The sequence below is a fragment of the Cereibacter azotoformans genome (assembly GCF_021391315.1).
In the GTDB taxonomy this organism is placed as follows: domain Bacteria; phylum Pseudomonadota; class Alphaproteobacteria; order Rhodobacterales; family Rhodobacteraceae; genus Cereibacter_A; species Cereibacter_A azotoformans.
Genome location: NZ_CP090023.1, coordinates 247,967 through 273,510 on the forward strand (window position 1 = coordinate 247,967; position 25,544 = coordinate 273,510).

At 65.1% G+C, this 25,544-nt stretch carries 25 protein-coding genes and 1 pseudogene; 11 read left to right on the forward strand and 15 right to left on the reverse strand.

Translation table 11 applies throughout. The annotated features are described in order from the left end of the window. Positions 1–162 precede the first annotated feature (162 nt). Entirely contained in the window at positions 163–642 is a 480-nt protein-coding gene (locus tag LV780_RS20590; protein ID WP_233864260.1) for a hypothetical protein, read from the forward strand. 160 nt (positions 643–802) lie between these two features. Here LV780_RS20590 and LV780_RS20595 read toward each other — a convergent pair whose 3' ends face one another. Further along, complete coding sequence (locus LV780_RS20595) at positions 803–1,291, reverse strand: hypothetical protein (RefSeq protein WP_044249825.1); 489 nt, start codon at positions 1,289–1,291, stop codon at positions 803–805. A gap of 416 nt (positions 1,292–1,707) precedes the next feature. Further along, positions 1,708–2,298 carry a hypothetical protein gene (locus LV780_RS20600; protein WP_233864262.1) on the reverse strand — a complete coding sequence of 197 codons (591 nt, stop codon included), beginning with the start codon at positions 2,296–2,298 and terminating at the stop codon, positions 1,708–1,710. A gap of 315 nt (positions 2,299–2,613) precedes the next feature. On the opposite strand from LV780_RS20600, the gene LV780_RS20605 reads away from it, so the two are divergent. From LV780_RS20605 to LV780_RS20615, 3 genes are all read left to right on the forward strand, one after another. Continuing rightward, positions 2,614–3,129: a hypothetical protein gene (locus LV780_RS20605; protein WP_117345259.1), complete on the forward strand. Its 516-nt coding sequence runs from the start codon at positions 2,614–2,616 to the stop codon at positions 3,127–3,129. A gap of 552 nt (positions 3,130–3,681) precedes the next feature. After that, positions 3,682–5,217 (forward strand): YadA C-terminal domain-containing protein, encoded by a 1,536-nt coding sequence (locus LV780_RS20610; RefSeq protein WP_233864263.1) that lies wholly within the window; start codon positions 3,682–3,684, stop codon positions 5,215–5,217. Between the two features lie 62 nt (positions 5,218–5,279). After that, positions 5,280–5,741: a hypothetical protein gene (locus tag LV780_RS20615; protein WP_011910881.1), complete on the forward strand. Its 462-nt coding sequence runs from the start codon at positions 5,280–5,282 to the stop codon at positions 5,739–5,741. 302 nt (positions 5,742–6,043) lie between these two features. Here the strand turns inward: LV780_RS20615 and LV780_RS20620 are convergent, their stop codons facing one another. Then, positions 6,044–6,304: a WGR domain-containing protein gene (locus tag LV780_RS20620; protein WP_011910880.1), complete on the reverse strand. Its 261-nt coding sequence runs from the start codon at positions 6,302–6,304 to the stop codon at positions 6,044–6,046. Between the two features lie 371 nt (positions 6,305–6,675). Between LV780_RS20620 and tspO the strand changes: the two genes are divergently transcribed. The 4 genes from tspO (at position 6,676) to LV780_RS20640 (ending at position 11,782) form a co-directional block, all read left to right on the forward strand. Then, positions 6,676–7,146 carry a tryptophan-rich sensory protein TspO gene (tspO, locus tag LV780_RS20625; protein WP_011910879.1) on the forward strand — a complete coding sequence of 157 codons (471 nt, stop codon included), beginning with the start codon at positions 6,676–6,678 and terminating at the stop codon, positions 7,144–7,146. A 531-nt stretch (positions 7,147–7,677) separates the two neighbouring features. After that, positions 7,678–8,016 (forward strand): hypothetical protein, encoded by a 339-nt coding sequence (locus LV780_RS20630; RefSeq protein ID WP_011910878.1) that lies wholly within the window; start codon positions 7,678–7,680, stop codon positions 8,014–8,016. Continuing rightward, complete coding sequence (locus LV780_RS20635) at positions 8,013–10,550, forward strand: DUF927 domain-containing protein (protein WP_101339557.1); 2,538 nt, start codon at positions 8,013–8,015, stop codon at positions 10,548–10,550. The genes LV780_RS20630 and LV780_RS20635 overlap by 4 nt, the downstream gene beginning before the upstream one ends. Continuing rightward, positions 10,550–11,782 (forward strand): hypothetical protein, encoded by a 1,233-nt coding sequence (locus LV780_RS20640; RefSeq protein ID WP_117345261.1) that lies wholly within the window; start codon positions 10,550–10,552, stop codon positions 11,780–11,782. The genes LV780_RS20635 and LV780_RS20640 overlap by 1 nt, the downstream gene beginning before the upstream one ends. 22 nt (positions 11,783–11,804) lie before the next feature. On the opposite strand, the gene LV780_RS20645 is transcribed toward LV780_RS20640, so the two are convergent. After that, positions 11,805–11,948 carry a hypothetical protein gene (locus tag LV780_RS20645; protein ID WP_181969655.1) on the reverse strand — a complete coding sequence of 48 codons (144 nt, stop codon included), beginning with the start codon at positions 11,946–11,948 and terminating at the stop codon, positions 11,805–11,807. 214 nt (positions 11,949–12,162) lie between these two features. Between LV780_RS20645 and LV780_RS20650 the strand changes: the two genes are divergently transcribed. Next, positions 12,163–13,365 carry a Fic family protein gene (locus LV780_RS20650; RefSeq protein WP_117345263.1) on the forward strand — a complete coding sequence of 401 codons (1,203 nt, stop codon included), beginning with the start codon at positions 12,163–12,165 and terminating at the stop codon, positions 13,363–13,365. Between the two features lie 93 nt (positions 13,366–13,458). Here LV780_RS20650 and LV780_RS20655 read toward each other — a convergent pair whose 3' ends face one another. Then, positions 13,459–14,682, reverse strand: a complete 1,224-nt coding sequence (locus LV780_RS20655) for an AAA family ATPase (RefSeq protein WP_011910873.1) — start codon at positions 14,680–14,682, stop codon at positions 13,459–13,461. A gap of 224 nt (positions 14,683–14,906) precedes the next feature. Here LV780_RS20655 and LV780_RS20660 point away from each other — a divergent pair, with 224 nt between their 5' ends. Continuing rightward, entirely contained in the window at positions 14,907–15,716 is an 810-nt protein-coding gene (locus LV780_RS20660; RefSeq protein WP_233864264.1) for a hypothetical protein, read from the forward strand. Positions 15,717–16,260: 544 nt separating this feature from the next. Here the strand turns inward: LV780_RS20660 and LV780_RS20665 are convergent. The 3 genes from LV780_RS20665 to LV780_RS20675 form a co-directional block, all read right to left on the reverse strand. After that, the gene (locus LV780_RS20665; protein WP_044249733.1) at positions 16,261–16,443 is read right to left on the reverse strand and encodes a hypothetical protein; all 183 of its coding nucleotides are present in this window, start codon (positions 16,441–16,443) and stop codon (positions 16,261–16,263) included. Positions 16,444–16,593: 150 nt separating this feature from the next. Further along, positions 16,594–16,887 (reverse strand): type II toxin-antitoxin system RelE/ParE family toxin, encoded by a 294-nt coding sequence (locus LV780_RS20670; protein ID WP_011910870.1) that lies wholly within the window; start codon positions 16,885–16,887, stop codon positions 16,594–16,596. Further along, positions 16,874–17,140 carry a type II toxin-antitoxin system ParD family antitoxin gene (locus LV780_RS20675; protein WP_011910869.1) on the reverse strand — a complete coding sequence of 89 codons (267 nt, stop codon included), beginning with the start codon at positions 17,138–17,140 and terminating at the stop codon, positions 16,874–16,876. The genes LV780_RS20670 and LV780_RS20675 overlap by 14 nt, the downstream gene beginning before the upstream one ends. 675 nt (positions 17,141–17,815) lie before the next feature. Between LV780_RS20675 and LV780_RS20680 the strand changes: the two genes are divergently transcribed. Further along, positions 17,816–19,189, forward strand: coding sequence for a Fic family protein (locus LV780_RS20680; RefSeq protein WP_233864266.1), 1,374 nt, complete (start codon positions 17,816–17,818; stop codon positions 19,187–19,189). A 468-nt stretch (positions 19,190–19,657) separates the two neighbouring features. Here LV780_RS20680 and LV780_RS20685 read toward each other — a convergent pair whose 3' ends face one another. The 7 genes and pseudogenes from LV780_RS20685 to istB all read right to left on the reverse strand — a co-directional run bounded on the left by LV780_RS20685 (position 19,658) and on the right by istB (position 25,543). Further along, on the reverse strand, positions 19,658–20,989 hold the full coding sequence (locus LV780_RS20685) for a HipA domain-containing protein (RefSeq protein ID WP_011910866.1): 1,332 nt from the start codon (positions 20,987–20,989) through the stop codon (positions 19,658–19,660). A gap of 116 nt (positions 20,990–21,105) precedes the next feature. Then, positions 21,106–21,387 (reverse strand): annotated as a pseudogene (locus tag LV780_RS20690) (helix-turn-helix domain-containing protein); the annotation flags it as partial. 175 nt (positions 21,388–21,562) lie between these two features. Then, positions 21,563–22,597: a GSU2403 family nucleotidyltransferase fold protein gene (locus LV780_RS20695; RefSeq protein ID WP_117345267.1), complete on the reverse strand. Its 1,035-nt coding sequence runs from the start codon at positions 22,595–22,597 to the stop codon at positions 21,563–21,565. 350 nt (positions 22,598–22,947) lie between these two features. Beyond that, positions 22,948–23,259 carry an AzlD domain-containing protein gene (locus LV780_RS20700; protein ID WP_011910864.1) on the reverse strand — a complete coding sequence of 104 codons (312 nt, stop codon included), beginning with the start codon at positions 23,257–23,259 and terminating at the stop codon, positions 22,948–22,950. After that, a complete protein-coding gene (locus LV780_RS20705; RefSeq protein WP_011910863.1) occupies positions 23,256–23,936 on the reverse strand; it encodes an AzlC family ABC transporter permease in 681 nt (226 codons plus the stop codon). The genes LV780_RS20700 and LV780_RS20705 overlap by 4 nt, the downstream gene beginning before the upstream one ends. Further along, complete coding sequence (locus tag LV780_RS20710) at positions 23,936–24,616, reverse strand: class I SAM-dependent methyltransferase (RefSeq protein ID WP_117345268.1); 681 nt, start codon at positions 24,614–24,616, stop codon at positions 23,936–23,938. Before LV780_RS20710 ends, LV780_RS20705 begins: the two co-directional genes overlap by 1 nt. Before the next feature lie 162 nt (positions 24,617–24,778). Beyond that, positions 24,779–25,543: an IS21-like element helper ATPase IstB gene (gene istB / locus LV780_RS20715; protein ID WP_117345027.1), complete on the reverse strand. Its 765-nt coding sequence runs from the start codon at positions 25,541–25,543 to the stop codon at positions 24,779–24,781. Between the last annotated feature and the right edge of the window lies 1 nt (position 25,544).

Genomic DNA, 25,544 nt, shown 5'->3' on the forward strand with positions numbered 1-25,544 from the left:
AGCTGCCTGGAAACCTTTCCGCTCTCCCCGCGATGACTGGACAATCCAGGATGGGCGGCCTGCAATCATCGTCCGCCGAAAAATCCCGCATCCGCCGGTCCCGCTCGCTTCCGCGACACCATACATGCCTGGAAGATCCGCCATGAAGAGAAGGGAAAGCCGGTGAGACTCGTCATGCGCCAGGTCTCGCTCCTCACCGGACAACTCACGCGGCATCATCGCGGCATGGTGCCCGAATACAGCGTCGCCCTCTGCACCGAACCGCTCGTGGCCGCCCTCCTCGGTGGCCGGCCCGCTCTGCCGTTCGAGGACAACCGCTGGCTTTTGACCGCACATGCCGAAGAACAGAATCTCTTCGCCACTCTCTGGGCGGGACCCTGGCCGCAGCGCGCGCCCATTCTGACCTTGGGCGTGGCTCTCCGCGCCCGCGAGGGCCAAGGTCTCTGGGACCGGCTGCACGACACTCCCCTGCCACTGCAGACCGATCCGGTCCGGCCCCCGCGCACGCCCTGGATCGCCGACCGTCTTGAGCCCGCGGCCATGGATCACGCCCATACCCTCACATGGACCACCGGCTTCAGTCGCGCCCTGGCCTGGACCTGGTTCGACTTCACCCGACACCAGAACGACCCGGACATGTGATATTGAGGCCGTGAGCGACAGCCACCGACAGGTCTGGACATGCGAGGACAGGCAGCGACACGGCCATGGCCGGGCGCTGCTTCATGCCATCCACCGATGGGGTGGACGCTTCCGATCATCATGCGAGAGCCGGCATCATGCCGGTCCGGCCGGAGCATGTTCAGGCAGGATGCCCCAACCGCGCCCTCTCGTCCTGATGACGACTGACGATCTTTCCGAGAACCGCCAGCACCTCTTCCCGAAACCCCTGCTCCAGAGCGGACATGACCATCGCATCGGATCTCGTCAACAAGCCTGTGGCCGCGAGAACCGAGAGCGCATGGCGCTCGCACTCATGAAGGGCGAGATAGGGAAGCCGGTTCGCCGGCTGATCCCGGAACCATTCCAGGGCAGTTTCGGCAGGAACCGTCATCCGATGCAGGACATGGCGAACGAAATCCAGCAGATCCTGACCGGGATCTGACGGGTCGCCGGATCCCTGCAGAAGCAACAGGCGCGCCCGCGTCACCGCCAGCCGCCCGTGCCCGGCCAGCCAGCAGGGAACATCTCCATCCGATCCGGGAAGCGGCACATGGCGTCGGACGAAAGCGGCCAGGGGTGTCTTCGCCTCCTCATCGGGCACCAACTGGATGAATGGCGTGGCTTCCATGCTTCGGCCCGTCTCCAACCCGTCGGTCCGCCGGGCAGAACGGGTGCCCTTCACAGGCGGTACGCCGGCTCTCTCCATCACACTCTCTCAACCGCCTCCGGCAAAACCGGACAGTGCTCTGAGACAGGGCATTCGGAAAGTGCGCAGAAGCGTGCGGCTCTCGGACCTCAAGCATCAAAAGGCAGGGCTGCCGCACCCGCACTCCCATCCCGAGACGGGGTAGCTCACCCATCCACGCATTCCGGGACTATCTTTTGAAAGCATCGGCCCGCCGTCGGTGACCTGATGCATACCCGCAGGAATGTCCGTCATCGATGCTGCGGCGGCAAACTCGACGGCAAGGCGGATGGGAGGCCCTCATGCCGTGTGGCAATCGCGTGGGCATCCCGCCGGAATGCCCCCAGCGACGGCGGGTTCTAGGTCCGCCTCGCACTCTCCTGACTGCGCCAACGAATGTCCATGGTGTATTGCATGACCTCGGACACGAAGTCGAAGTACCGCTCTTCCTTGAGTTTCCGATACTTCTTCGACCATATCATCTCCATCAGCGACAGGCCGGTGGCATGAAGATCGGGGTTCTTCTTCCTGAAACCGTCGCCGTAGCCTTCGATCTCAAACCCCGGCACAAAAAAGACCGGGGACATGTCTGCAACCAGGTCGCGGAAGACCATGACCTCTCCGATGGCTCGGTCCTCCCGGTCCCGGCAGAGGTCGGAAGGCTGGGTGGCGAGGATGGTACAGAGCCGAAGCAGGCCCGCCAGCCCTGGCCGTGTCCCACGGTCGGTCTCGAAGACCAGGTCCGGCCCGTCATAGGCCCGCCGCATGACGACGCAACCAGGAGAGCCGCTCGCGGCCTCCATATCCTTCACATGAGAGTAAAACTGCTGAATGGCGTCACGCGCGCGATCCAGGAATGCCCTCTTGTGAATGTTGTAGGCCGTACCGGGATTTTCCGCATCAGCTCCCCGGCCGGACACGTAGGCGACCACAGGCATTACCAAACCCATACAAATATCCTTCCTGACGCACCTCATGGAGGTGCCTTCGCCAGCCCCTTCCCGGGGCGGGGCGACGTGACCTCTCCCCCCTCCTGAGGTCAATCCCTGCTCCCCCAGCTCCCGCCTTATGTTCAATGTGAAATGACGAAAGGGAGCAGCGTCCGATGCGAAAGCAACCCGTCACAACGGGAAAAAGGCTGGGGCCTCCGGGCGAGGTGCCAAGTCTCGCGCCGCCTTGTCCCTATGACCGATCAGATGCCGATACCCGCTTCAGGCCAGATCCCTGAAGCCTCACCCCATCACCACCTGCCCCAGGATGACCGTATGATCTCCTCCCTCCATCACGTCACGCTCATGACCGGCCACACCGCGCAGCCGTTGCGCAGCATGGTGACGGAAGACGTCGTGACGGTCTGCCAGAAGCTGCTGACGGCAGCACTTGCCGGCAGATATCCCGTCCTGCCCTTCGATAATGGCAAGTGGACCCTGAGTGCCGCGGCGCAAGGACAGAACCTCGTGGCCACCCTGTGGGCCAGTTCCCGACACCCGCTCCCCATCCTCACCACCGGCGTGGCGCTGGACCCCGGATCGGCGCGCAACCTGTGGCGCGCTTTGCATGACACCTCGCTCCTTCCCCTGGTCACGGATCCCGGCCAGCCGCCGGAGCCGCCCTGGATCGCGGACCGGATCGAACCCGCCTTCCCCTTCGAAGCCGCTCTCTGGACGGGAGATTTCAGCCGGTGCCTCGCCTGGGCCTGGACGGACGAGATGCGGGGCCGCAAGGAACCGGAAGTCCGGACCTCGCCTGATCCGGACCGCCCTGCCGGAGCTTGCGCTTGAGGAACCCGAACCCGGCTGCGACGAGGCGGGCACACCTGCGGGCCGATCAGGCCGCCTGTCTCGCTCGCGGCATGGGGTCGCGGAAGGGCGGCTGATCTCCTTCAGCCCCGGCGGGTTGAGGCTCTCAAGGATCTGAAAAAGCCGCCTCATCCCGCTCCAAGTTATCTCCGGGGCCCCCATGTCTTTTCCCGCCGCCGGAGATATTATTCCAAAGAGTCGCGTTTTGATAAAACCGGGAACCAACCGGCCCGCCGGACTCGAAAGTTATTTTACCCCTAACCCTAAGACATATTCCAATTTCAGGCGCAAAAAAGCACTAGCTTCAACAGGTTCGCACGAGAGCAGGATTAACCGATGTGCGTTCCGGTACCAACAAAGGGACGGCAACCCCAACAATCGCCGCCCGACCTCTGGAGCTTGAGTATGACAGTCGTATCAGTGCCCCCCCATTCTCAGGGAATTCCAGAACAGGACCCCACGCGCTGCGCCCGGAACTTGCGAACCACCCTTGGATACCTCGCGAGCACCACCTTCTTGTTGCTCGTGGCTGGCATGGCTCGGGCCGACATGACCATTACCGGGGATGTAAATGTCACGGGACACCTGAGAGCCGGCAGCATTTCCGCGGCAACAATCGATGGAGCCCTCAATGTCGCCGGACCAAGCGTTCTTGGCGACACTGCCGCAACCTCCCTGTCAGTCAGCGGCGCCTCCGAGCTCGACAGCCTCACCGTCTCGGGCAGCAGCACCTTGCAGGCTGCGGCCATCCGAGGAAATGCCGCGGTGGCCGGCGCGCTGAACGTGACCGGCCAAAGCACGTTCGCCGATACACAGATGCAGAGCGCAACCGTTCAGAAGGGGCTCAATGTCAACGGCCCCATGGGCGTGCGTGGCACCGCCAGTTTCGGATCGGACATGGTCGTGAGCGGCGCCGGGCACTTCGGGAGCGCCAGCGTCACCGGAACGACTTCGACCGGCTCCCTGACCGTGGATGGCGCCTCCCGGCTTGACACCCTCACCGTCTCGGCAAACAGCACATTGCAGGATGCGGCCATTCGAGGAAATGCCGCGGTGGCCGGCGCGCTGGACGTGACCGGCCAAAGCACGTTCACCGACGCCCAGATGCAGACCGCAACCGTCCAGACGACGCTCAATGTCAACGGCCCCATGGACGTGCGTGATACCGCCAGCTTCGGGTCAGACATGGCCGTGAGCGGCACCGGGCACTTCGGGAGCGCCAGCGTCACCGGAACGACCTCGACCGGATCCCTGACCGTGGACGGCACCTCCCGGCTCGACACCCTCACCGTCTCGGGAAACAGCACCCTGGCCGACGTCGACGTACTCGGCCCGTTGGCGGTCACCGGCGCCGCCAGCTTCGTCGATCTCGCCTCTGAAAGCATCCTCGCCGAGGACCTGCACGTCACAGGCAACCTGACCATAGACGGCGGGTTGACGCTGCCTTCGCGATTTTCCTTCGGACAACTGGAAGCCACCGGAAGCAGCAAGCTGAACGACGTCGAGGTCGTCGGCAAGGTCGCGATGAACAACGCAAGCTCCAGCTTCACCCTGGACTCTTCGGGCGTTCAGGCCAGCACGGGGGCGGGCCGCATGCAATTGACGGACAGCACCGCAGCCCTTGCCCAGGGCGAAAACGGGATTACCGCCAGCAGCGCCGGAACCACGAAGGTCACAGCCATACGCGAGGCCACGCTGCAAGGAGGCGAAACCAGACTGACCCTGACAGACAGAGGCGCCCGTCTTTCCGGGTCCGGCGGCGCACCCGCCCGCCTCTCCGGGGTCGCCGACGGCATAAACGAAGATGACGCCGTGAACGTCAGGCAGCTGAATGAGGGCCTGCAGGAGGTGGGAGCAGGCGTTGCCATGAGCATGGCAATGTCACAGCTGCCGTCCCCCCTCGCCGGCAGCAACCATGCCTTCGGCATAGGTCTCGGCAACTTCGACGGGCAGGCGGCCATGGCTTTGGGAGGAACGGCCATCCTGAGCAACGGTGTCACGCTGCGGGGCGCGCTCAGCCATGCCAGCGGCAAGACAGGCGCCGGGGTCGGCGTAGGCTGGAGCTTCTGATCCCAGGAACAGGCAGGAGCCCACAGAGCCCGCGTGCCGTCCCAACCCGGAAGCCGATATTCATGATCTTTCTCGGACCTGCCATCGTCCTGCTGGTCTTTCTTGCAGTACTCCTGCTTCTCTTCATCATCGCAACCAGATCCCTGCGGAACAGCTGGTATGTTTCGCTGGGATGCCTGGCGATGCTCGGATTGAGCGCCACCTATCTGACCGCCCTGCATTCGGTCACCACCGATCGCCTGCAGCGGCTGCTGAAGAGCCTCTCCATGCCGGCGGGCCAGCCGGTCGTCATCAATCCGACGACCAACCTGATCGAGGTCGAGGCGCAGAAGCGGGCGCTGATCTACATGTATGACACCACCGACCGGAAAATCCTGCCCACACGGTCGGACGCCATCCGGCAGAACTGCCGGGCCACCGAGCTGCGCGCCGCACTCGAACTCGGGGCGCAGGTCGAGCATCGGTACAGGGCCGGAACGACAATCGTTCAGCATATCATCGTGCGCCGCGAGGATTGCTTCTGATCCATGCCGTCTCGGGAGGCCCCGCAGGCAGAGCCCTGGAAGCCAAGGCCGGCCCCCACCGGCCTTCCACAGGAAGCAATGGGATTTCGCTGGATAGCGACCGCAACGACTTCCCGACAGCGGCTCGCCGTGGGCTCGGACCTGCTTCAGCCATAGACCGGGCGGGATCCTCTCGGGGCAGAGGACCAGCCCGGCACAGAAAGCCGTCACATCCAAAAAGGCTCACGGTGTCCGCGTCGGCTCAGCCAGCGCCATGAGCGAACCTTGAGCCGCTGCAGCCCGGCGGGGACCGTGTCTGCCCCTCACGGCTCGTATCCGCGCCGCCGCTTCTCCTCGGCAAGCTTCATGAGGGCCGTGATCGCCCGGCCCTCGTCTTCATGAAGCTCGATCAACTGCCGGCCGCGCGTCCCGATCCTGCCCCATGTCCGCACGAGGCTCACGCCGCCGAAAAGGTCCCGCTGAACCGCCATCCGGTAGAAGCGCCGCATGTTGCGCGCGCAATCGATCCGCCGCAGGTGCAGACAGGTCGGGAAGACCTCAAGCTGAATGCCACTCTCAGGCATGACAGACCTCGATGCAGGGCTTCGGGGCAGGGCTTCGGGACAGTAGCAGGCGGTCCCGGTTCCAAGCCATGGCAAACCGGGCGATGCGGCCTGAGAAGACGGAATATCGCCGCAGGGGCGGATCCATCGGAGCCGCGACACGTCTCGATATGGCGATCCCAAGGGCCGTGGGCCTGGCGTCCCTCCCCGGTCTGGCGCTCGGCGTGGGCACCCCGACAGGAGTGCCAGCCTCCTCGGCACCCCCGAAGTCGATGCAGCCCCCTCGTGATCTCGGCCCGGACGAGATGACCCCGCCACCTGTTCTCTTTCCGGTCTTGTCCTGCCTTTGGTGACCGACTACCCGGTGGCATCCCACGGTTCGAGGTTCGGTCATGACCCTGTTTGCGATTTTCCTGGCCACCTGTGCCGTCCCGGCGGCGGCGGGCATCCTGTTCAAGCCGGGACCATGGTACCGCGACCTCGACAAGCCGGACTGGACGCCGCCGAACCGGCTGTTTCCCGTGATCTGGGCCACGCTCTACACGCTGATGTCGTTGGCTGCGGCGCGCATCGCCCTGCAAGCCGACAACGATCCGGCACTGGCGCTCTGGGGGCTGCAGATCACCATCAGCACGCTCTGGTCCGCGGTCTTCTTCGGGCAGCACCGGATCCTGGCAGGGGCGGTGATCATTGCGCTGCTCTGGATGTCGGTCCTTGCGACCACGGTGGCCTTCGCCAGGCTGGATGCGCTCGCCGCAGGAATGATGGTTCCCTATCTTGCCTGGGGCACCTTCGCGCTGGCTCTCAACATTTCCGTGTGGCGCCGCAACCGGAACAGGGCGGGGATGCCGGCCAGTTCCTGACGGGCACGGACCCGCACAGGCTATCGGCGGATCGAGACCCTACGGCCGGACTCCGGATCCTGTTCCCTCCGTTCCCGATTTCCCTCCGTTCCCGATCGGAAAGGGAAAGTTTTTCCTTTTCGCTGGAGGCAACCACCGAACGGAGGAGACAGGAGAGGCTGCCGCGTCCCCGGGACCGGTGAGAACATCCTCAACCATTTGCAGCAAAACCCTTTTTCCGGAGCGAATACCGCAACGGCCGCGGCCTTTCCCGGGAACAGCCCGCACAACTCTCGCCCCAGGGGCGGGCGCCGGTTCTCCGGGGCGAGGGAGGGTTTTCCACAGGGATGACGTCACCCCGGCTTGCGATTTTGCCGGCGATTCGCGACCATGTCCGTGATCCGAAAGCGAGACGGGATCATCCCGGCGCATGACTGGCATCATGCACCGGGCGATTGGCGGAAAAACTTGTTCGCGTATTTCCTCCATTGAGTTTCGCACACCTCCCCGCGTCGCGCAAGATCCGCGCCCGCGGCCCCAAGGACTTGTGCCGTGACCCGAAAGAAACTCCACCCCCCGCGGACCGGGCTCCCCGACCCGCACAGCATCATCGCCCGCGTCAATGCCGCAGCACTCCCGCGTCTGGACGGGCTCTGCCCGCGCTGGATCCCCGGCGGCCGGCGCATGGGCGCTGAATTCGTGGCCCAGAACCCGACGCGCGCCGATCGGCGGGCCGGCAGCTTCAAGATCAACCTGCGCACCGGAAAATGGGCGGATTTCGCAACCGGCGACGCCGGGGGCGATCCGGTCTCGCTCTACGCCTACCTTCGCGGCCTGCCCCAGCTTCAGGCCGCGAAGACGCTCGCCGAAGACCTGGGGGTGACCCCATGAACGCGATGCCCCCGGTCGAGGCCACGCTCGTCACGCCCATCCCCGCCGGGGCACCGCCCAGGCCGGACCATGCCAGACTGGGATCTCCCTCGCGGAGCTGGACCTATGTCGACGCGCAAGGCGAGCCGCTCGTCGTGATCTGCCGCTTCGACCGGCCGGCCCGCGAGGGCGCGGCCAAGCCCGGCAAGGAGATCCTGCCGCTCTCGCTCTGGCGCCAGCCGGACGGAACCCTCGAATGGCGCTGGAAGGGCCTCGAGGCGCCGCGCCCGCTCTACAACCTCCACCGGATCGCCGCCACGCAGGAGAGTGACGCCTGGATCGTCATCACCGAGGGCGAGAAGGCGGCCGAGGAGGCCGCCGACCTCTTTCCCGACGGGGTCGCGACGACGCCGATGAACGGCGCCAACGCTGCCGCGCAAACCGACTGGGCGCCCCTGCGCGGCCGGAACTGCCTCATCGTTCCGGATCTCGACGAGCCCGGCCGGAAGTTTGCCGAGACGGTGGCCGCCCGTCTCCGGGAGGCGGGGGCCGCCCGGATCCGCATCCTGGATCTTTCGGAGATCGCCCGGATCTCCTGGCAGGGCGACAGGGAGCAGCACCGCTCCCCCGACGCGGTCCCCCAAGGCTATGACCTGGCCGATGCCGCGGCCGACGGCTGGACGGCCGAGCGGCTTCAGGCCGCCCTCGCGGCGAGCCGGCACCTCCTGCAGGAGATCGAACTGTCCGCCGCCGAGCCTGCGGTGTCCCCCCTGCCGGCCGTCCCCTCCGGCCTGCCGCAGGCCACCTTCATTCTCGATGAGGACGGCGTCTGGAAGGTCGTACAGACCTACGACAAGAAAGCGAAGGAAACCGTCGAGGAGCTGGTCTGGGTCTGCGGCCCGCTGCGGATCGTGGGCTACAGCCGCGACCCGCAAACCCGGGACTGGGGCCGCCTTGTGGCGTTCGAGGATCCCGACGGCCATCCCAAGCGGCTCGTCATCCCGGCGCAGAGCCTGGCGGGAGGCGGCACCGAGGTCTTCAAGCGCCTGATGTCCCATGGCCTGACCTTCGTGCCCACGCGGAAGAGCTGCGAACTGCTCATGGAATATCTGCTCGTATCGACCCCCGACCTTCGCATCACCCAGACCCGCATGCCCGGCTGGGTCGGAGAGACCTTCGCCCTGCCCGGGATCTCCTTCGGGCCGGACGAGGTGATCTGTGACCTGGGCGAGATCGACCATCGCTACGCCGTTTCGGGCTGCATCGAGACCTGGCGGAAGACCGCGGCGCTCGCGATCGGCAACTCGCGCCTGGCTTTCGCCCTCTCCGCAGCTTTCGCAGGCCCCCTGCTCCGGCCGCTCGGCCAGGAAGCCGGAGGAGTGCATTTCGTGGGCAGCATGGGTGACGGCAAGACGACGCTCGCGGAAATGGCCGGCAGCGTCTGGGGCGGCGGGCGGGCGGGCTATATCCGCAGCTGGCAGGGATCGGAAAGCGGGCATGAGGGGGCGGCCGTCGCGACGAACGACACGTTGCTCGTCCTCGACGAGATCGGTCAGGCGGACCCCGCCCTCCTCGGCCCCATCGTCTACATGCACCATAACGGCTCCGGCAAGAACCGCGCCGACACCGACGGAAGGCTGAAGGACTCGACCTCCTGGAAGTGCCTGCTGCTCTCGACCGGCGAGAAAACCGTCGCCCAGGCGATCGCCGACAGCCCCAGGGGCGGGCGCGCCATGGCGGGCCATGCCGTCCGCCTGCTCGACATCCCGTCCGATGCCGGGGCGGGCCTGGGGGTCTTCGAGGAACTGCATGGCTTCGAGAGCAGCCGGGAGCTGGCGCTGCATCTGCACCACATGGGGGGCCAGCATTACGGCCATGCCGCCCGTGCCTTCCTCACGCGGCTGACGGACGAGCCGGACGAGGCCTCGAACCTCGTCGGCCCGCTCATCAAGGAGTTCGTCGCGCAGGCCTGTCCCCCGGGCGCCTCCCGGCAGGTGCAGCGTGCCGCGGCCCGGTTCGGGCTGATTGCCGGGGCGGGCGAACTGGCGATCTCCTTCGGCGTGCTGCCCTGGCCGACCGGCGAGGCGCTCAGGGCGGCAGACCGCTGCTTCCGCGACTGGCTCGCCAGCCAGGCGAACCCGGAACATTCCCGCGAGCATGTCGAGGCGATCCGCACCGTCCAGCGATTCATCAGCCTGCATGGCGCTGCGCGATTCGAGGAGATCCGGCCCCGAAAGGCAGAGCACGATCCTGAGGCATTCGAACGGCCGGTCTCGAACCGGGCGGGATACCGCAAGCCGGTCGCGGAAGGCGTGGAATACAATGTCCTGCCCGAGGTCTGGCGCGGCGAGATCTGCAAGGGACTCGACCCCGAAAAGGTCGCGAGAATCCTGCAGCAGTCGGGCCTCCTCGATCCGGGCGAGGCGGGGCGCTTGCAGAAGAAGGTCCGCCTGCCGGATCATGCGCAGCCGGTGCGCTGCTATGTCCTGAAACCCGGCATCCTCTCCTGGCCCGGGACCGACGAGGACGACGCCGACGGCCCGGAGGAGGAGTGATGCTCAACCCGGACATGCTGCAGGGCTTCGCACGCCTGGCCCAGCGGCTCGGGACCGCGGTCCCGGTCGCGCCGGCGGGCGAGGCGGGCCGGCGACCCCGGCCGGTCGCGGATCCTCCGCCGCGGCCGGAACCGCAGGGCCGCCACCAGGCCTTCCCGCTCTTCGCGCCCCCGGCGCCGGACTGCGCGCCCCGGCCGCACGCCCTCCTTGCCGCCCGGCTTCCGCCACCCGCCGGGACCTCCTCCGCGGCGATCGGGGCATGGCTCGCAGGAGAGATCCACGACCCGTTGGCGCCCGTCCTCGCCCTGAGCGCCCAAAGCGAGGCCCTGGCCGAGGATCTTTTGCAGATCGAAATCCAACTCTTCGGGCAGGGCGAGGCCGGCCTGGCCGAAGCCGGAGCGCGGGCCTCCTGCGATCTCTCGACCGGACGGGAGGATGCTGCCTGGCTGCAAAGCCTGTTCGGGCCGGAGCCTGCGGGCGGAGCCCCCTCCGCCTGCGAGGCGGCGGCGCAGGATTTTGTCCGGGCCCTGGCCGAGGTCTACGAAACCTTCGAGCCCGAAGCGGCGGCGGCGCTGGCGCTGCACGGCGCCACGCTGAAGATCGCGCCGGACCTCGCCCGGCTTCTGGCCGGGGTGAAGGCGCTCGAGGCGGACTGGCTGGAAGAGGGGCCGGCGGGCGGCATGGCGGCCCAGGACCTGCGCGGCGCCCCGTCCCCCGCCGCCGACCTGCGCAGGCCCACCGTCCTGCGCCGCGCCGCCTTCCTGCATCTCCTGACCTCCCGCTCCGTCCCCGGCGGCCTCCGGGATGCCCTGGTGGAAACACGGTTTGCCCAGGCGCTGGCTCTCGCCCCCGAAAGCCTCCTCACCCCCGGCGCGATCGAGGCCCGGCTTTCCGAGGCTCCGGCAAGAGAGCGCCTCGAGGACCTGCTCGCAGGGCTCGCCTGGGCCTGCCTGACCCCGACCGGAGGGGTTGGCACTTCCGGGGCCCCGCCCCCGGATCCGGTGGACCTCTTCGAGCGCTTCCGCGAGCGGGCTGCCATCCGCGAACACGAGGGCGGCCAGCCCCGCCCCCTGGCGGAGCGCGAGAGCCTGTGCGAACTCGCAACCGGCCTCGCCCTCCGGCCCGGCGATCTCCTCCGGGCCTGGCACCTTGTTCCCGGTCTGGCGGCAGGCCTGAGGGCGCTGAGCTTCCGCACCCGGCCGCGCACGCTTCATCCGGCCCGATCCCCCTGATCGGGCAGACTGCGCCATTGGTTCAAGCGCAATGGCGAGCGGGCGCGGTGATCAGCGCCGAGCGCTGGCGATCGATCCGGTCGAGGCTGCCGAGGCTCTGGAACAGCGCGCAGGCGCGACGGGATGCGCACCGGGTGGTGCGCCGGGCTTGCTCGCGGTCGATCATCAGTCCGATCCATGCGACGGGTCGAGGCTGCGGCCGCGATCTTCAGAGATCAGGTCGGCAAAAGCTTCGGCCATTCTTGACGCTCCGATGCGCCACATCCGGATGCAGGGCCTCGGCATCAACAATCGGCACATCACATCGGCAAATTCTTGGACTTCACGGCGAAAAACTCTAACAATATCCAGAAGTTCCGCAGCCACAAGGTCGGCAAGAAATGCGAGAGACACCCGGCAGGATTGAACCATGCTTCTTTGAAGAGCACATACCTGCCAGCCTCGCGGACCTGTCGGTCGAGATTCAGCGCGACGCGGCGAACCTCGGCCAGGGTCTCCACCCGGACAGCGCAGCCGAACTGGCGGACCTCGTCAGGGTGATGAACTGCTACTACTCGAACCTGATCGAGGGGCACAACACGCGCCCGCGCGACATCGAACGCGCCCTCGCGGGGGCCGAGCTTGAGGCGGAGACACGCCCGCTTGCGCTGGAGGCTCGAGCCCATGTCATCGTCCAGCGAACACTCGACAGGATGCATCGGGAAGGCACCTTGCTCCGGCCCACATCCGTCGCGTTCCTCACCTGGGTACACAAGGCCTTCTACGACGAGATGCCTGACGAGTTCCGGCATGTCGAACATCCGGATGGAACGACCGAGCCGATCATTCCGGGCCGCATGCGGCAGGAGGGCGACCGCGAAGTCGCCGTCGGCCGCCATCTGCCCCCCTCCTCGAGTCGGGTCGCGGCCTTCATGGATCACTTCGACAAGCGATTTCAGATCGCGGCCCGCTCGGCGAGCGGACGGATCATCGCCATCGCCTCGGCACACCACCGGCTAAACTACATACACCCGTTTCCCGACGGGAACGGGCGGGTCAGCCGGCTGATGTCGCATGCGATGGCGCTCGAAGCAGGCATTGGAGGCCAAGGCTTATGGTCCGTTTCGCGCGGGCTGGCGCGCGGGCTGGCGGATCGGGGCGAATACAAGCGCATGATGAACATGGCCGACTCCCCCCGTCGCGGCGATCGCGACGGGCGGGGCAATCTGTCCGAGACCGCCCTGAAGACCTATTGCGAATGGTTCCTGAAGGTCACGCTGGATCAGATCATCTTCTCGGCCAAGCTCTTCGACCTTGGCGGCCTGGAAAAGCGCTACCGGCGTCTGGTCGAAGACACGGTCGACGACAAGCGTGCGCCCGACCTCATCTCGGCGGTCCTTCGCTATGGCACGCTGGAACGCGGCGAGGCGCAGATCGTCCTCAAGACGTCCGAGCGCACGGCGCGCAACACGCTGAGCAAGCTGACATCAGCCGGCTACCTGTCATCAGCCTCACCGAAGACGCCCGTGCGGCTCGCTTTTCCTCTCGACTACCGGGAGCGCCTTTTCCCGAACCTGTTCGCTGATGCGTGCCTTCCCGGGTAACAAAGCGGCTGACCGGAAGGCCACAAAGGGTGCTGCGGTCTTCAGGTTCGTCGCGCGCCACATCCGATACCCTGTCCATCATCATCTGCCCTTTCAATGCAGCATCGGCCGGCGCCCGAGCGCCCGGAAATCGTTTTTCAGACGATCGAGCCCGCGGAGCGTCAGCCGCCCGTTCTCGATCTCGGCCGTGAGCCGCGCCACCACGCGCTCGTCCACCTCCAGCCCGTCCAGCACGCGGATGACGAGGCGCTCGAGATCGGAGCCCGTGGGATAGCCCACGGGAAAGAGTGTCACGCGGTCGAGAAGCGGCGCGCTGAGCCCCTCGAGGCTGTTGGCCGTGAGGATCCAGGTGACGTGGCTGAGATCGACAGGCGCCTGCAGGTAGGGGCAACGGTAGCTTGCCGCGGTGGAGCGCTGCAGAAAAGGCAGGAGGGCCTGGCGAGGATCGCCGCCGGAGGAACTCGTCTGCCCCTTTTCGACCTCATCGAAGATCACGAGCGGATTTGCCACGTCGCTCTCGTGGATGAGCCTCACAGCCTCACCCGGATGGGAGGAATTCCACTGGAAATCACTCCCCCCGATCGGAAAGCTCGCCGTCATGCTGGCGCCCTCCAGACGCGACCGGGGCAGGCCCGCCAATTCGGCCAGCCGCTCGGCCATCCGGGTCTTGCCGCAGCCGGGAGGTCCGAGCAGCAACAGCGGCGGCAGGCGAAACCATCCACATTCATCGAGACTGTCGAGCGCCCTCTGCCAGGCCCATGCGAGCGGCTTCCGGAGCCAGGGGCCTTCCGCAAAGAGGGCGGCAAAGAGCCTGTCCACCTCGTCCGGCGTTCTCGGTCCAGCAAGCCTCTTGGGCTTGGCCAGCGCCTCTCGCAGGGCGTCCCGGCCGCGCCGGTCCTCCCCGACTTTTGCCGGAGCGGCATGCAACAGGATATGGCCCGCCGGCACGCTGCCGTTCGTGACCTCGGCGGATGCGGTTCCGCAATCCCCCTCTCCTTGCGAAAGATCGCCGGCCTGCAGCATGAGCCGCGCGCGTACCTCGGAGGCGAGGCCCACCCACAGCGGATCGGCATTCTGCAGTTCACGCAGCCGTCTCCTGACGACCTCATGAGGCTCCCCGCAGGCGCGCTTGAAAAGGAAGCTGTAGGTCTCGAGACTGGACGGCCGCTTCAGGAACGACCACCTCTGCGCCTCATTGTGATGCATCGAGGCGTCCATGTCCCGCAGCTGCGCCCACTCGCGCCGGAAGCCGGCTGGCGTCGGGGGAAGCTCTTCGGCACTCCCGGTTTCATCGAGATCGTCGTCGAAAAGAGGCACGGCCACCACCTGGGTCCACGGTCAAGCTGATGCGGATTGGTAGGAGGCCCGGGACTCGAACCCGGTCGCTACGCTGATCTGGCGCTAAGGGCTTATAAGACCCCGCCGCACACCCGTGCCGCCTCCCGAAATCGGAAGATCAGCGTATCGAGTGGTGGGCGTGCTGGTTCGACATGCCGAGATTCTGACGGCGCCCGAATCGGCTGTCAAGATGGAAAATCCAGATGGGGATGCTCGGCTCCGGCCCGATAAGGTCCGCAGACATCGTGAACCGCCTATTACCGGATCTGGAAATGATCCACGGGATCTCCGATCCGCTGACAGTTCCCGCGAAGCTGCACTTCCACCAAGGGGCCAGGTCGATCGGCTCGCATGGCCGGAGCGGAAACGTGCCATATCGGATCCCTGGCTCACCACACCCCTCGCCGCTGCAGGAACGAAACGATTGGAAGAAAGATCGGCCGGCACAACAACAGCCCGGGGCGGATCCTGAGAAGATCCGGATTTTCTTTGCCGATGCCGCCCCGACACCGGCCTCCATCCTCCGACGCGGCAGGCACGGGATGCAGAATCTCCGGATTTCGGATACGCCACCGAAAACAGGCGAGTCGAACATGTCGAAAGTTTCTCCTCCCAGAAACCTGACCCCTGGCCTGTGCCGGAGGATCGAGGCGGACATGCTGGAGGCTTGCTGCCAGGTAGCCCAGAAGCACGGCCTCCTTGCGGAGAGCCTCGGGGTGAAGGCGATGAACCTGCGCTGGAACTTCGAGTTCGGCATCCGCGTCTCGATCCCGCTGGCGGACGGCACGGCGCTGAATCCGGAGCGCATTCTGTTCGAGGCGCTGGCCGAGGAATATGGGCTGTTGCCCGATGACTATGGTCGCGAATTCTCAACGGGGCGCGAGCGATTCCGGGTCGCGGGCATCGATCCCCGGAGGCCCAGATATCCGATTTCGGCCGAACGCATCCCGGACGGCCAGGGGTTCAAGTTTACAGCCGATCATGTGGCGCTTCTGCTCAAGGCCGAAGAATGAAGGAATGACACCGGGGCGGCGAGGGACGTGCCCGGCGAGAGGATGAGAACCTCGGCCAGGGATGTCCGTTGCAAGCCTGCCATTCCGCCTCCCCTGAAGGCTATCCGCATCTGGGCGCCGCCGCTGCCTCCGAAAGGTCGAGGCTGGGCGGAGGGATGCTACGCAGCAACCTACCGCCGGTACACCCAAGGGCGTAAACCTCTGACCCCATGGTTTAATTGACTCACATCCTGAAACTTCATCATCGTAAACAGGCCCTGGAAGGGTGCCCGTTCGGTATTTATTACCCGGACTAACCTGCTCTTCCTGTCCCTAAGCAGGAAGATGCAGGGGGCTCCGTGAATCAGAAGAGCGTCAGGGTTTTTTAAAAGAAGTCATTATTTCATTTGGTGGCGGGGGCGGCGGGAATGCCGCCCCCGCCCTCATCATCAGGACAATCACGACTGGCGCAGTCTGCGCTTAACAGTCTGACAAGCCCGTATTGGCCTGAATCTGGCGGCAGAGGATTGTCCGGAGGCCCAGATCAGGTCCTGGGTGCTGAAGGTCACGGCGCAAACGCACTCACCCCGGCAAGATGGTACGCGGCCATCCCTCCCAGCGTGGCGAGGCCGGGATCGGCGCGCAGCCGCATCACCGCTCCGACCGCCAGCAAGCCTGCGAGCTCGGACAGGATATCGAGCGCCGTGGCGGCGCTCAGGAAGGGCGGCAGGATGACGATCGTCGCCATGGCGGCGATGAGACAGGGTCCGAGACGGTCAAGCCCCCGCCGCGTGCGACGGCCAGCGGCGTCCACCGATCCCAGACCAGGGGCACGACCCGCGTGGCATAGTTGGGGGTATCCAGGGTGCGAGGCTTTCCAGGTCCCGACGGATCGGGGTCAAGCCAGATGACGGGCCGGATCCATCCGGCCGTGCAGGACGCGCAGCACGAGAATACCTACCCCTGTAGAGCGGTAGTATATAGCGTGGGACACAGCCTCGTACCTGCGAACACCCTTGATAACGAAGCCGTAGTCAGCCCCAAAATCTGGATGCTCTGCCGCCATGTCGATCTTGGCGTTGAGCGTCTTCGTGTACCTCTCGGCCTGAACCGGGCCGAAATGTTCGATCCCGTAGAGGAAGATGTCGATCAGGTCCCGTTCGGCATCACGCGTGAAGTCAATTTTCGTCACCAAGCAGACCCTTTTGTCGGGCCTCCCGGCGCGCCGCCTCCAGGATATCTGGGAAGGAGCGATCAGAGACACCGCTCGCGTCCGCGCGCTCAAGCATGGTCCGGAGCTCGGCAACGGCCGCTTCCCTGCGCTCTTGGTCACGCCGTACCAGGTCCCGGAAGTACTCGCTGACGTTACCGTAACGGCCCGCCGCGATCTGCGCCTCGACCCACTCGTTCATCTGGTCGGGCATCGAGATGGTCAGTCTGGACATGGGGAAACCCTTCTTCATATCTGATCATAACAGATCATACCCGCCTAACTCAAGAACAGTTACCGCTTATCGCATACAGACTGTCAGAAATGGTGGTTTCTGACCCCGGCCCCCCTGCCCTGCAGGATCAGGCCCTTACCCCGACAGAAACCAGGTCCGGCCGTGTCTCAAGGCTCCAACGACAAGGCCAGGCTCATGCCACTTTGAAAGGAGAAGGAAGCAGCATCTGCTCGCCTGGGGGCGGCGCGCCTTTCGGCAGGATCTCGGAGCGATCGGGCACCCCGGAATCCGCGACCGGATCAAATCGGAATGGCTGACCGGATGTTATCGGAATCCGTGACCGGATGACCCCGGTGCGCGCACTCCCGGGCGGCAAACTCGACCGAGCTACCAGATCACGGTCCCCGATGACCTTGTTCACGAGCAGAAGGTCGACCGCCGGCACCGCGATCGGCACTGAAGAGACGCCCTGCAGATCCCTCACAAGGGGTGGCCGGACGTCATGGAAGGGCCGGCCGGATGCTCGTGGAACGGATGACCGGATGCCGTGGAATGCGCAGATCAGCCTGATCTTTTCGCGTGGGCCAGATGTCGCGACGCCGATCACGACATGGATCGTGACATGGATCGCGACATCCCATATATGTTGAAAGGCTCGTTTTGAAGGAGAACACGATGAAGGATCTGAAGGACCTTATTCTGAAGTTCCTCTCGGAAGCGGAGTCGGATGTCAGCCTTACTGAAATTCAAGAAAAACTTCGAGTATCACAGCCCTCCCTGAACCGCCGCTCCCTTCAGCGTGCAGTTCTGGAACTTGTCAAAGCCGGGCAGATCTCGCGCCATGGTGCCGGCCCGGCCACGAAATACAGATCCTCAAATCCGGAAAGGAAGGACGAGCAAGATGCCATTCCGCTTTCGGCAGCCGCGAAAAGACAGCTGGCCTATCTTGCCTTGCCGCTTATCAAGCGCACCCCGGTGACGTACCGCGATGAGCTGCTTTTCAAGTATGTTCCGAACAAGGATTTTTACCTGTCAAATGAAATTCGCACCCAACTGCATGACATGGGACGCACCGGACCGGATGATCGCCCTGCGGGGACACACCTGAGAGATGTTCTCGGTCGCCTTCTCATTGACCTGTCCTGGGCATCATCGAAGCTGGAAGGTAACCGCTACACGCTTCTTGATACGAAGCGCCTCATTGAAGAGGGCAAACTGGCGGAAGGCACCGATCGTATCGAAGCCGTCATGATCCTCAACCACAAGGCCGCAATCGAAATGATTGCCGAGGAGCCTGACCATGTCGGAATTGATCGCCGCACATTCCTGAACCTGCACGCTCTCCTCGCAGACGGGCTGAGGGATGAAGAGGCAGTGGGCCGGCTGAGACGCCGACCGGTAGACATTACGGGCAGTGTTTATACTCCAACGGCGGTCCCGCAGAGGATCGACGATTGCTTTAACCGGGTTCTGGCAACGGCCAGAGAGATAAGCGACCCCTTCGAGGCCTCTTTCTTCCTGCTCGTGCATATCCCCTACCTCCAGCCGTTCGAGGATGTGAACAAGCGGGTGTCACGGCTGGGATCCAACATTCCCCTGATCAAGGCGAACCTCTCTCCCCTGTCCTTCATCGACATGCCTGAGGATCTTTACCTGAAGGGAATGCAAGCATTTTACGAAACGGGAAAGACCGACTTGATTCAGGACGTCTACCTGGCGGCCTATGACAGATCCTGCCAGAGATATGCTGCAATCTCGAAGTCCATGGTTGTACCCGACGCTTTCCGGATCGCATGGCGCGCCGATCTCTTTGATCTGGTGCATCGGATAGTCACCGAGGGCATTGAACCTGATGACGCCGCTCTCATCGCGCTGACACCGGTACATGTTCCGGAAGGTGACCGGGGTGCATTCGTGAAGATGGCCATGAAGGAAATCGAAGGCCTGCATGAGGGAAACTTCATGCGCTACAGGTTGCGCGCCGGGCAGTTCCAGCAGTGGCAGGATCGCACCCATGCTGATACAGGGCCGTCATGTCCTGAGGCGTGAAGGACGTGGAAATTCCACAACACGGTCAGGCTGGTCCTCCGCATGGGGCGTCGGTATCCACGTCCCTTGCCATCCGGTTTATCGCAACCGACCATGCAGATCCGCCTTCAGGGATCCCAGAATGCGCAAGTCGTTCCGTTCGACGAGATCCCTGATGTTGGCGATCATCGGTTCATCCCCGCCAGAACATCAGGACGGAGGTCTGCAACCCGGATGCAGATCCCTCACAAGGGGTGGCCGGACGTCATGGAACGGCCGACCGGATGCCCTGGAAACGCACACTTGCCTGACGGTCCGTCCGTCAGCGCGCCGGTCAGGCGGAAGAACCGACGCTCCGTTCACCGTCCCGCGGCCGCCCGGGCCAAGTCCCCCCGGCTCCGAAGAAATGCCACCTCCTCGAACCCGGCAGTCGTCAAGCGGGCGCAGCAACAGCCCCCAGCGAACCGGATGCTCCGAAAAGAACTGCCCCTATGGGCCTTCGATCAAGCCGGCGCCGCACCGGGCCGTCAGAAGAGACATGCGGTCCCTGGCATGATCGATGATCGGCCCCGCCACGCGATCCGGAAATCCCGCGGGGAGGGCATTGGCAACCTCTTCGAATGCCGCCAGCCCTGTTTCCACGAGGTCGACGAAGGCACGACGCCGGATGTCGGAGGGTACGCGGGCGCGGTCGGATGTCTCCTCGAAGTGGCGCGGCCGGATCTGATCCAGCCGATAATGCCGACGTCGGCCAACCGACATGGCAAGACGCAGTTCCCTGTTGCGGAAGGCGCCGTTTGCCATGGCAGGCGCGGCGCTCACGATATCGTAGAGCGGGGTCATCCTGAATCCACCCGGCCCCAGGAACAGGGAGTAGTTCTTGGCATGCCCATCGATGGCGGCAAGTATCCAGTTCACGATCTGCGCCTTCAGGAACAGAAGCTGATCGGCGGCGCGCTCGCTCGAGCCCTCCAGCAGGCGCAAACCATCCTGCATCCCGGGCCCCCCATGTTCCTGGTACTTCTGGCCGGACTCGAAGCCAAGCGCCTGCAGGAAATCCTCCTGCGGCAGGCGCAGGATACCGCCCTTCGCGCGGGGCGTGCGGTCGAAACGGGTGACAACCAGAACGGTCTGGTCCTCGAAGGTCTCGATCCTGGCCTCGTTTACCGGCAGACCAAGAGCTGCGGCAAGCTTCAGGCAGAGCCATTCGTTCTCGACGCTGTCGGTCATGTCGATGCCGTGCGAAACGATGCCCATCCGACGCTTGAAGATATGCGTGGTGGGTGTCAGCCCGGCGGGCTTCAGCCACGTGTCATCCTTCCAGAGAAAGGCGGTCTTTTCCTGCGCCCCCGCCAAGGAGATGCGGAAGGGATCCTCCGCGCGGATGCCCAGGGGCCACTCGGCCAGATCCCGGATGGCGGCCGCAATCTGCGCCTCCGCCTGGGGCACACCGTCAACCCGAAAAGGGTCGCCAGGATCGGCGCCATGCGGAAGGAACTGCATGGCTCCGATGCAGTCGCGCCCGATGGCGGCCAGAAGATCATGGGGTCGGTCACTGCGCGCCTCCGCACGCTCGGCGATCCTGCGGCGCAGGTCCGGGTTATCCGGCAGCAGGTTTTCGAAGACGGCATTGACATGGGTACCGGACTGGGCGCCGCTCCTCAGCGGAAGCTGGCGCGAAATGGGGAAAGCGAACTCCCAGGCCAGCCAGCCGGCATCGTAGGCGAAGCTGACCCCGCCTGCAGGAGTGAAGCGATACTCTCCTGCCAGCCGCCCGTTGATGCGGACATCAAGGCGCCTGACAACCGGCGGCCGTCCCATCAGAAGATGTCCTGAACCGAAGGCGCGGGGGCAATCTTTCCCTTCTCGCCCAGAACCAGTTCCAGTCCGAGGGCCGAGATCAGAGCAAACAGCGTCGACACCCTGGGTTCATGGGTGCCGCTCTCAATGCGCGAGACATGCTTGGCCGCCAGACCTGCACGCCGGCCCAGCTCCTCCTGAGTCAGCCCCAGTTCCCTGCGGCGGCTTCGCAGAGCCTGGTTCAGACTTGTGGCGTCACGGAGAACATGTGGCTGCACATGCGACCTGCAGAGTGATATATATGTAGAAAATCGAGAATATACCAAAAACATTACCAACGCAATAAATCCCGAAAACATCACCTGAACCCTTTCGGGTCCATCGTCGGCGAGCGCGTATCCCGCGTCCGACCCGTTCATCCGCAATCCACTCTCCTTGCGAGGTCAGGCCGAAATGCGGGGCCGAGAACCAGCGCGCCGCCAGACGATTGAGGCCCGGTCATCGCTGTCGGGCATATGGGTGGGCGGCTGATGGAACTCGAGCGTGAAGCGATCGAACCGGTGAATTGATCGGAGCCAGCCCTCGTAACCCGTGCTACCAGGAGGGATTGGTTCTCGTCGCGATGGGTGACGGCTCCAGCATCCTTGCCAGCTCACGTGGCAGCATCCGCCGGAAGCGCTCGTCGAACGGAAGCTGCGGGAGCTTGTCGCCGATGAGTTTCGCCATGACATCTGCCTGCTGTCGATCCCGTATCTTCTTCTGCGGCTCCCGGGTTTCCCGGGCGGACAGCCAGAGCTTGTGGACCGCCCAGTACCGAGGATCGGGACACCGCATGGGAGCAGGGAAGCCCCTCTCGTCAAGAACGACCACGTCGACCGCCGGAGCGTTGACCAGCCACTGCAGTCCCGCGATGGGAGCTGGACGGATATCTCCGGCCTCCAGAGGATCGGCGCCGGGCATTGAGCGGTATATCGGCGGGGGCTCCGGTCGAAGGAACTCGATCATGTAGCCCTTGTCGTTGGTCAGCCGGAACTCCATCGTGCCGCGGGACTGGAAGCTCTTGTCCACGGTCCGCTGCACCAGTCGCGTCAGACCGATCCGCTCATCCGTCTCGGTCAGGAGCCGCAGACGGTTCCGGTCATCGACAGGGATATCGACGTCACCGGTCGCAGTGGATGCGGAGTTGAACATGACCCCGGCAAGACTCTCATACGCGTAGAGCGCGTTGGTTCCAATGACCCGGATCGTGGCACTCTTGTCGTGAATCCGCAGGGCCCGCAGCGTTCGCGCGGCCATGATGGGAAGCCGCCCTGCATTCAGGGCACGCAGCACCGCGGCCTGTTGGTTCATCTCCGCAGAAAGGGATGCCAAGCGGGCCTTGTTGGCATCCCGACCCTGATGGAAGGCCAGGTGGATCCGCTCGGTGTCCGGGCTGCGGGGCCCGAGGGATTTCACCACACCGCGTTTTCTGCTGTACAGGTAGTCCCGCCCGTTCCTGACCTCCCAGCCGACAGATCCTCGAAAGCTGTGCCGGCGCAGATCATCAGCCGCGATCCAAGCGTCCCACAACTGCGCCATGTCGATCCGCTCACGCACAGTCCTCGCATCCAAGTCACTGTAATTCATCATTTTGGTATCACATGCTGACAATGATATCATTGCGGTACCAAAATCATTTTATTCAAATATTTAGTCAACAAAATTGTCCCCTCGGGGGCGTGGCTGCAAGGGAACTGGAGCCGTTCCCGATTCATCGATCAGGTCGTTCGGCCACCGATCAGCTCGGGGATCTCCTTGCGGTGCCCTTCCCCCGTCCCGACCGGGCGAGAAGCCGATGCTGGTCCGATCGATCGGATGAAAAGCTGATCACCCTTTTTCCGGAGAACCTTGCCACCGGCAAATCTTCTGCTGTCTGCTTGGAGAGGGTTGTCCGGAAGCCCCGATCGCGCCCGGGGCTGAAGGTCACGACGCTACTGCATTCACCCGGCCAGATAGTATGCGGCCATCCCTCCCAGCGTGGCGAGGCCAGGATCCGCGCGCAGCCGCATCACCGCGGCGACCGCCAGCAGGCCTGCGAGCTCGGGCAGGATATCGAGCGCCGCCTCCGCAGTCAGGAAGGGCGGCAGGATGACGCTCGCCGCCATGGCGGCGATGAGACAGGGGCCGAGACGATCAAGCCACCCGCCGCGCGCGGCGGCCAGCGGCATCCAGCGATCCCAGAGCAGGGGCACAACCCGCGTGGCATAGGTGGCGATGCCGATGACGAGGATGGCAAGCCAGATCTCGCTCATGCCGTCCGCCGCCGTGGGAGAAGGGCGGCCAGCGCCGCCAGGGGCACGGCGAGTTCCGGCCGGCCCAGCCCGAGAAGAAGGGCGGCGATGCTGGCCGCAAGAAGCATCGGCAGATGGAGGGATCGCCGTGCCATCGCCAGAACCAGCGCCAGGAACAGGGCGGGGAGGGCGAAGTCGAGGGTGCTGGCCAGATGCGGCGACACGGCCTGAAGGGCATCTCCGGCGGCATTCCCCATCCCGGTCCCGGCCACCCAGACCAGAAGCACCGTCAGCCCCAGCGCGATCAGCCAGGGGCCGCGCAGAGGCCTGCTCTGTCCCTCGCCGGCCGTCAGGGCGGTGGCGAAGACCTCATCGGTCAGCCCGTAGCCGAAGACCGAGCGCTGGATCGGGCTGGCCGAAATCCGCGGGGCAAGGGCGAGTCCGTAAAGCAGGTGCCGGAGGCTCGCAGCTATGCACAGGGCCGCGATGACCAGCAGCGGCACCCCGGAGGAAAGCGAACTCAGCATGAGCGCCTGGTTGGCGCCCGAGAACATCGTGAAGGACCACAAGGCGCTTTCGGCCGCCGAGAATCCCAGCCGGGACGAGGCCGCACCAAGGGCGAAGGCCACCGGCAGGTAGGCCGGCGCGATGGGCAGGGCGGCCCGCGCGCCGGCCCTCAGATCGCGGAGAACCGTCATCACAGGGCCTCCAGAACGAAGAGATGGGTGCCGGCATCAAGATCCCCGTCGCCGTCCGTTGCGTAGAGGCGCTGGTGCGATCGGAGCTCGAATCCGCAGCAGCGGGCGAGGGCCAGGAACCGCGCCGGAAAGGTCTTCGGGTGAACCTCGTCATCCGGTCCGGCGACCAGCGCCTGCAACTCGAGCAGGTGAAACCGCGAGAAGACCGCCAGAGGATGCGAGGGCAGGACGGGACGCTCGACAAGGACCAGTTCCTCGTGAAGAGCGCGGATCTTGCGGATCGCCGCCTCCGTCCGGCCCCCCTGCGCCAGGGCCTGTGCCATCGGCAGATCCTCCCGCAGCTTCTCGGCAAGCGCCACATCCCCGGGATGGCTGCCGCTCGGAAGACTCACCAGCGTGTCGAGGACATACCACAGGTGGTGCCGGATCAGGGCCGCCTGACGCTCCTGCCGCGTCCTGAACGGCGCGAGCATCTCGTCGGCCACGATCAGCAATCCGCCGGTCTCCAGCTGTCCGCGAATGGAGGAAAGGAAGGCTGCGGTATCCAGGTGGTGCAACGCGCCGATCGAGACCGCACAGGAAAAGGGAGACGCCGGGGGTGCAAGATCGGTCACGGACGCCTGCCGGATCTCGACATTCGGGTCCGAGGCAAACCGGCGTCTCAGCTGCGCAACTGCCACCTCGCTCGGATCGACAGCGAGAGCCGAGAGGTCCGGGCGGAGTTCACGCTGCGCATTCTACGGATGATGGGCATCGATTCCACGCGATGGTGGGCACGGATTCCACGGCATCGTGGGCAGCCGTTCCACGGCTCGGGCAGCTTGGCCGACCCGCACATGGAGTCAGGCTTGATCGGTAGGGTCAAGCGGTTTCAGCCTCGTTGCGCGCCTACGCATGCTTTCACCCGCCAGCGTCAGGCGGTGGGCATTGTGAACGAGCCGGTCCAGAATGGCGTCGGCCAGCGTCGGGTCGCCGATGGCCTCGTGCCAGTGCTCGAGCGGGAGCTGGCTGGTGACGATGGTAGCGCCGCGGCCGTGGCGGTCCTCGAGGATCTCCAGCAGGTCGCGCCTCTCGAATGATGTCAGGACGGCAAGTCCCCAGTCGTCGAGAATGAGCAGATCAGTCCGCGCCAGAGCCTTGAGCATCCGGGCGTGCCGTCCGTCGCCCCGGGCGATGGCAAGCGCTTCGAAGAGGCGCGGGACCCGGTGGTAGACTACCACTCGCCCGTCCCGGCAGGCCTTTTGGCCGAGTGCGCAGGCGATCCAGCTCTTGCCGAGGCCGGTGGGGCCGGTGATGAGCAGGTTCTCGTGGCGGGCGATCCAGGCACCGTCGACCAAGTGGGCCATCACGGTGCGGTCTATGCCGCGCGGGGTGCGCAGATCGAGATCCTCAACGCAGGCGGCCTGCCGCAAGGCGGCGAACTTGAGCCGGGCAACCAGCCGCTTGGCGTCCCGCTCGGTGGCCTCGCGATCGACCAGAAGGCCGAGCCGCTCTTCGAAGCCGAGGCTGTCGAAGGTGGCCGGGGCGTAGCGCTGCTCGTCCAGCGCCTTCGCCATGCCGGTCAACCCGAGGGCGGTGAGGCGCTCGGAAGTGGGATGGGTCAGCAAG

Excerpts from the sequence above, each read along its gene's own strand:
- LV780_RS20595 (WP_044249825.1), bottom strand. The coding sequence starts at position 1,291 with ATGGAAGCCACGCCATTCATCCAGTTGGTGCCCGATGAGGAGGCGAAG.
- LV780_RS20600 (WP_233864262.1), bottom strand. The coding sequence starts at position 2,298 with ATGGGTTTGGTAATGCCTGTGGTCGCCTACGTGTCCGGCCGGGGAGCT.
- LV780_RS20605 (WP_117345259.1), top strand. The coding sequence starts at position 2,614 with ATGATCTCCTCCCTCCATCACGTCACGCTCATGACCGGCCACACCGCG.
- LV780_RS20610 (WP_233864263.1), top strand. The coding sequence starts at position 3,682 with ATGGCTCGGGCCGACATGACCATTACCGGGGATGTAAATGTCACGGGA.
- LV780_RS20615 (WP_011910881.1), top strand. The coding sequence starts at position 5,280 with ATGATCTTTCTCGGACCTGCCATCGTCCTGCTGGTCTTTCTTGCAGTA.
- LV780_RS20620 (WP_011910880.1), bottom strand. The coding sequence starts at position 6,304 with ATGCCTGAGAGTGGCATTCAGCTTGAGGTCTTCCCGACCTGTCTGCAC.
- tspO (WP_011910879.1), top strand. The coding sequence starts at position 6,676 with ATGACCCTGTTTGCGATTTTCCTGGCCACCTGTGCCGTCCCGGCGGCG.
- LV780_RS20635 (WP_101339557.1), top strand. The coding sequence starts at position 8,013 with ATGAACGCGATGCCCCCGGTCGAGGCCACGCTCGTCACGCCCATCCCC.
- LV780_RS20640 (WP_117345261.1), top strand. The coding sequence starts at position 10,550 with ATGCTCAACCCGGACATGCTGCAGGGCTTCGCACGCCTGGCCCAGCGG.
- LV780_RS20645 (WP_181969655.1), bottom strand. The coding sequence starts at position 11,948 with ATGATCGACCGCGAGCAAGCCCGGCGCACCACCCGGTGCGCATCCCGT.
- LV780_RS20650 (WP_117345263.1), top strand. The coding sequence starts at position 12,163 with ATGCGAGAGACACCCGGCAGGATTGAACCATGCTTCTTTGAAGAGCAC.
- LV780_RS20660 (WP_233864264.1), top strand. The coding sequence starts at position 14,907 with ATGGGGATGCTCGGCTCCGGCCCGATAAGGTCCGCAGACATCGTGAAC.
- LV780_RS20665 (WP_044249733.1), bottom strand. The coding sequence starts at position 16,443 with ATGGCGACGATCGTCATCCTGCCGCCCTTCCTGAGCGCCGCCACGGCG.
- LV780_RS20675 (WP_011910869.1), bottom strand. The coding sequence starts at position 17,140 with ATGTCCAGACTGACCATCTCGATGCCCGACCAGATGAACGAGTGGGTC.
- LV780_RS20680 (WP_233864266.1), top strand. The coding sequence starts at position 17,816 with ATGAAGGATCTGAAGGACCTTATTCTGAAGTTCCTCTCGGAAGCGGAG.
- LV780_RS20685 (WP_011910866.1), bottom strand. The coding sequence starts at position 20,989 with ATGGGACGGCCGCCGGTTGTCAGGCGCCTTGATGTCCGCATCAACGGG.
- LV780_RS20695 (WP_117345267.1), bottom strand. The coding sequence starts at position 22,597 with ATGATGAATTACAGTGACTTGGATGCGAGGACTGTGCGTGAGCGGATC.
- LV780_RS20700 (WP_011910864.1), bottom strand. The coding sequence starts at position 23,259 with ATGAGCGAGATCTGGCTTGCCATCCTCGTCATCGGCATCGCCACCTAT.
- LV780_RS20705 (WP_011910863.1), bottom strand. The coding sequence starts at position 23,936 with ATGACGGTTCTCCGCGATCTGAGGGCCGGCGCGCGGGCCGCCCTGCCC.